The following is a 4,324-nucleotide window of genomic DNA, read 5'->3' as shown; positions in this document are numbered from 1 at the left end:
CCGCCATCCGGTCTCGCAGTACATCGTGCGCAAGAAAGACCAGGTCAGGCGAGGCACACGACAGGTTCCGGAGAAGGTCATCACCCTTACGCCCGCGATACTTCAGTAGCTCAAGCAACGGCATTGGGGTCGGGGCTGGAAATGGAGCGTCAGCCCCCGCGCCAGCCCCCGACTCCACTGAAGGCAGACCGCTCTCGGTTGACCCCCTGCATTGACGAGACTGACCTTACGTCCCAACGTCGTGATCGACAGGAAGTCGTACGAGACCAACGAGACCGATGTCCGGAAGCGGGCGCGCGGCGTCTTCGCGCTCCTGGAGCAGACCCTGGCCCAGATCGAAGCCGACGGCCAGGCGGTGGTGAACGAGGACACCGTCGTCGACGTCCTCCTGGACGAGCCCGGGCACGTGCGGCTGTCGAACAACGACGATGAGATCGTCGCGCGCGCGTGCTATCTGCAACAGGTCATCGCCCTGCCCCGGTCACGGTGGTCACTGGTGACAACGGGATGCGGGCTCGCGCGCTGTCCTGGGGGCTGAAGGCCCGCGTGCTGGACGAGAAGTACAAGATCGAGCAGCTGAGTGCTGCGGAGAAGGCGGCTAACGAGCAGGCCATCACGTTCGAGGTGCCTGCTGACGGCGACGGATAAAGCCGGGTTCCGGCCCGGGCTTCAGCCGGTGGACCAGGTGCGCAGCTGTGCGGCGACTTCCTGAACGCGGGCGCCCTTGTGTTTGGCGCGCATGACGAGCGCGAGGGCTTCCTCCGGCTCGTAGTCCAGTGTGACGCCGTTGGTGTTGAGGAACGTCTCGGCGACCAGCCAGGCGAAGAACTCGTTCTTCGCCTCAAGCGGCTCGTGCAGTGCGATGGTTTCAAGCATGGCCGCGGCCTTGAGCCAGTCGCTTGCGTACACGTCGCGGCCCATGTAGTGGGCCTGGACCCGGGCGCAGACGGCGTCCAGCACGCCCAAGTCGAGACAGGCCGGGTCGCCCGGGAGGGTCTGCGCGATCTGCAGGAGCTCTTGCGGGGTGAGGAACCGGGTCACGCGGCGTGACCGTGCTGCGGCAAATCGTGCAGGTCACGGCTGCCCATGGGCGCGGGGTCGGGCCACGCGGCCGTGCTGGTGTCGGCGGCACGGGTGTCCTGGGTGGCGAAGACCTCGGCGAGCTGCGGGACGCGGTCGCGGGTCCGGCCGAGGGCCTTGAGGAACGGGTCGTCGGCAGCCTTGAGCGCCGCGTCGCGCACGAAGTCCTCGGGGGACTTGCCGACGATGTTGGCGGCTGCCTCGACGCGCGCGTACTCCTCCGGCTCGAAGGGCGGCACCTGGCGTCCGTTCTGGTCCATACGAGCGACGGTACCAGCGGATCAGGCTCCCGCCGAAGCCGTTCGGCAAGAAGAGAGGGGCAGCGGCCGACGGACGGCGGGTGCCCCTTCAAGTCTCCAGCGAACGTACCAGGTGATCGTCGACTCGCGTGGGGTGCGTGATGGTCACGCGCTGGTGCGCGCGACCTCGGAGTAGGTGTCGAAGAAGCGGTCACCCGTGAGCTTGTGGTGAGCGAGCTGAGCAGCGACGGCTTGCTCGTCGCCCCACCGGCCCAGGTCACTGGCGAGCGCGACGGCGTACTGGACGACCGCCTGTTTCAGCAGCTCGTACCTGGCCGGCGTCACCACGCGCATCCCCGGCTGCGGGGTGGCCTTGGCGTCGCAGACGCGGCTGGGATGCACCATGACGGGCAGGGCCCTGACCTCGGGTTGTGCTTGTTGAGCCAGCGGATGCTGCCGCCGAGCTGGTCCACGTCCTTCTTGGCGATCGTGTCGGTGACACACCCGGTCTTCAGCTCGATCACCGCCTGCCGCGCGGCCGACAGCGCCCAGAGATTGTCCGGACCCGTGCCGTACAGCTTCTCCGGCCGCGTGCTCACGAACCCGAGGTGGCGGCCCAGCCGCTCCCAGGCCCGCTCGGCATCGTCGGAGCGTTCCTCATCGCCCCACACCACTTCTTCCAGCAGTGCCTTCACCCCGAGGACCAGGTTGACGGCGTCGCCGTACTCGGCGGACAGGAACTCCGCAGCCTCGCGAGCTGCACGGCGGCCGCCTTGATCTGCGTCGGCGCCACGCCGCCCACGGGTTTCAGCTTGAGCGAGTATGCGAGCAGGGCATTATCAGTGCCAACGGCCATGATGGCGACATGCCGATCACAACGCAGAACCATGCGCTCACCTGGACCGACCTCGACGGCGTCCCACGCTCGTCCGCCGTCGCCTACGACAAGCCCAGCGCCAGTAGACGCCAGCAGGAACTCGAAGACGCTGGATGCAGCAACGTGCAGATAATCGAGACCAAGCCTGGTCAGCTGCCCGAGCCGGCCTGACAACGTGACACGCCCCAAGGGAGACATCAAATCACCCCGGCCTGGGCATGAGGTCGGGGCAGGACTCGACCTCTGTGCGCGAAGGTGCTGCCGTACACGCTCGCCGCGATCGAGGCCGAGCAACTCGCCGACCGGGTCGCTGTTGTACGGCGCGACAGCACCGTGGTGTACGCCTCACCCAGAGGGCGCGCCGAGCGGGCAGGGTCTGGCGCTGTGCCCTAGCGTCGTAGTGCCCTGCGCTGCCTGACAGGACTGGCAGGGCCCGGGCGGCCCCCACACCGCGCCCTGGTCCGGGGCCGCCCGCCTCGGCCCTTTCGAGGCCGGCTTCGTCCGCTCGACACGGTAACCGGCACCGTGGCAGGCAGCGGTGGTGGTGGCAGAGTGGCTGCATGTGCGGTCGCTACGTATCCACTCGCAGCCCCGAGGACCTGGTCCAGCTCTTCCAGGTCACCGACTGGCGCGCCGAGGAGACCCTCGCGCCCAACTGGAACGTCGCCCCGACCAACGATGTGTGGGCTGTCCTCGAGCGCACGCCGCGCGAAACGGTCGAGGCTGCGCCGGCGGGGCGGGAGTTGCGATCGCTGCGCTGGGGCCTGGTGCCGTCGTGGGCGAAGGACGTGAAGATCGGCGCTCGATGATCAACGCGCGGGTGGAGACGGTGCACGAGAAGCCCGCCTTCTGCCGCGCGTTCGTCCGTCGCCGTTGTTTGCTGCCGGCCGACGGCTTCTACGAGTGGCAGCAGACCAAGGACCCCGCTACGGGCAAGGCTCGCAAGCAGCCGTACTTCATCCACCCCGAAGAAGACCAGGTGATGGCCCTCGCCGGACTGTACGAGTACTGGCGCGACCCGGCCGTGAAGCAGGACGACGACCCCGCCGCCTGGCTGATGACCTGCACCATCATCACCACCGAGGCCACCGACCCAGCAGGGCACGTTCACCCCCGCATGCCGCTCGCACTCACCGAGGACCACTACGACGCCTGGCTCGACCCCGCCCACCAGGACCCCGACGAGCTGCGCGCCCTGCTCGGCCAGCCCGCAGACGGTCACCTGGACGCCCGGCCCGTTTCCACGGCAGTCAACAACGTCCGCAACAACGGCCCCCAACTCCTCGACGCCATCACCCCGTAGCTGCTGCAGCTCCGCGGCGGAGAGGCCCTTGGCCTGATGGAGCGGTCGCTGCCGCGTTTCCCCGCGCGGCATCAGGCTCTCAAGTGCCGCCCCCCTGCGGCGTCTTGGCTGATCAGCCCCAGTTCTTCAGCGCATCGGCGACCTGGCGCACGTCGCGGCGTCCCTCGACCGCGTCGACGACCAACGCGATCGCCTCCTGGCTGCCGACCTTGACCTGGATACCGCTGGCGTGGAGGTAGGCGTAGGCGACCTGCGCGGCGAACAGCTCGTTCGAGTACTCGAGTGCAGGAATCCGGGCGAGGGCGTGGAGAAGCGCTGCGGCTCGGTGGTGCGCGGCCGGGTAGACCAGAGTCCCCATGACCTCGTGCCGGTGGCGGGCGACGGCGGCGGCCAGCGCGCCGTAGTCGGTGACGTCGGGGTCGCCGGGCACGAGGTTCTGCGCGATATCCAGCAGCCCTCGCTCGTCGATGAGCAGGACGGGAGGCATCAGGCGGCGTGGCTGCTGGGGCCGGTCCCGAAGTGGTCGGCGAAGGCCTGCCCGTGCTCCTCGACGAAGGCCTTCGCGCCCTCGAGGAACCGGGTGCGCGCAAGGTCGGCGGTCAGCCGCCGGCTCGCGTACTCATCTGGTTCCTCGTGGTCGTCGGCGGCGCGACGCTGCAGCTCCTCGCACGTCTCGTAGTCGACCTTAATGCGGATCTCCTTCGCCATGCCCCAACGGTAGCCGGACCCGGTCTCCGGCGGGGAGGGATGAGCGGAGTGGTCTGCCAGGAGGAATGAGGCGGCTGCAGCGGCCTCAGGTAACCGTCGAGAATGCGGCGGATTGAA

9 protein-coding genes and 1 pseudogene are annotated in these 4,324 nt (G+C 68.6%); 4 read left to right on the top strand and 6 right to left on the bottom strand.

Translation table 11 applies throughout. From position 1 onward, the window contains the following. Nucleotides 1–241 precede the first annotated feature (241 nt). Together ACTWQJ_RS47190 and ACTWQJ_RS47185 are read left to right on the top strand one after the other, a co-directional pair. Nucleotides 242–538 carry a hypothetical protein gene (locus tag ACTWQJ_RS47190; RefSeq protein ID WP_443312535.1) on the top strand — a complete coding sequence of 99 codons (297 nt, stop codon included), beginning with the start codon at nucleotides 242–244 and terminating at the stop codon, nucleotides 536–538. Then, a complete protein-coding gene (locus tag ACTWQJ_RS47185) occupies nucleotides 508–648 on the top strand; it encodes a hypothetical protein (protein WP_443312534.1) in 141 nt (46 codons plus the stop codon). Before ACTWQJ_RS47190 ends, ACTWQJ_RS47185 begins: the two co-directional genes overlap by 31 nt. 21 nt (nucleotides 649–669) lie before the next feature. Here ACTWQJ_RS47185 and ACTWQJ_RS47180 read toward each other — a convergent pair whose 3' ends face one another. From ACTWQJ_RS47180 to ACTWQJ_RS47165, 4 genes are all read right to left on the bottom strand, one after another. Continuing rightward, a complete protein-coding gene (locus ACTWQJ_RS47180; protein ID WP_443312533.1) occupies nucleotides 670–1,041 on the bottom strand; it encodes a type II toxin-antitoxin system death-on-curing family toxin in 372 nt (123 codons plus the stop codon). Continuing rightward, nucleotides 1,038–1,340, bottom strand: a complete 303-nt coding sequence (locus ACTWQJ_RS47175; RefSeq protein ID WP_443312532.1) for a hypothetical protein — start codon at nucleotides 1,338–1,340, stop codon at nucleotides 1,038–1,040. The genes ACTWQJ_RS47180 and ACTWQJ_RS47175 overlap by 4 nt, the downstream gene beginning before the upstream one ends. A 144-nt stretch (nucleotides 1,341–1,484) precedes the next feature. Continuing rightward, a complete protein-coding gene (locus ACTWQJ_RS47170) occupies nucleotides 1,485–1,664 on the bottom strand; it encodes a hypothetical protein (protein WP_443312531.1) in 180 nt (59 codons plus the stop codon). Next, nucleotides 1,661–2,014 (bottom strand): hypothetical protein, encoded by a 354-nt coding sequence (locus tag ACTWQJ_RS47165; protein ID WP_443312530.1) that lies wholly within the window; start codon nucleotides 2,012–2,014, stop codon nucleotides 1,661–1,663. The genes ACTWQJ_RS47170 and ACTWQJ_RS47165 overlap by 4 nt, the downstream gene beginning before the upstream one ends. 170 nt (nucleotides 2,015–2,184) lie before the next feature. On the opposite strand from ACTWQJ_RS47165, the gene ACTWQJ_RS47160 reads away from it, so the two are divergent. Continuing rightward, a complete protein-coding gene (locus tag ACTWQJ_RS47160) occupies nucleotides 2,185–2,367 on the top strand; it encodes a hypothetical protein (RefSeq protein ID WP_443312529.1) in 183 nt (60 codons plus the stop codon). Between the two features lie 389 nt (nucleotides 2,368–2,756). After that, a pseudogene (locus ACTWQJ_RS47155) lies at nucleotides 2,757–3,499 on the top strand (SOS response-associated peptidase). Nucleotides 3,500–3,611: 112 nt separating this feature from the next. Here ACTWQJ_RS47155 and ACTWQJ_RS47150 read toward each other — a convergent pair. Further along, a complete protein-coding gene (locus tag ACTWQJ_RS47150) occupies nucleotides 3,612–3,986 on the bottom strand; it encodes a fic family toxin-antitoxin system, toxin component (protein WP_443312528.1) in 375 nt (124 codons plus the stop codon). Continuing rightward, nucleotides 3,986–4,207 (bottom strand): hypothetical protein, encoded by a 222-nt coding sequence (locus ACTWQJ_RS47145; RefSeq protein ID WP_443312527.1) that lies wholly within the window; start codon nucleotides 4,205–4,207, stop codon nucleotides 3,986–3,988. The genes ACTWQJ_RS47150 and ACTWQJ_RS47145 overlap by 1 nt, the downstream gene beginning before the upstream one ends. Nucleotides 4,208–4,324: the final 117 nt, after the last annotated feature.

It is taken from the genome of Streptomyces sp. KR55 (assembly GCF_052245645.1).
GTDB lineage: Bacteria > Actinomycetota > Actinomycetes > Streptomycetales > Streptomycetaceae > Streptomyces > Streptomyces flavusporus.
The sequence above is the reverse complement of the archived record's forward strand: the minus strand, read 5'-3'. Positions and strand labels throughout refer to the sequence as shown.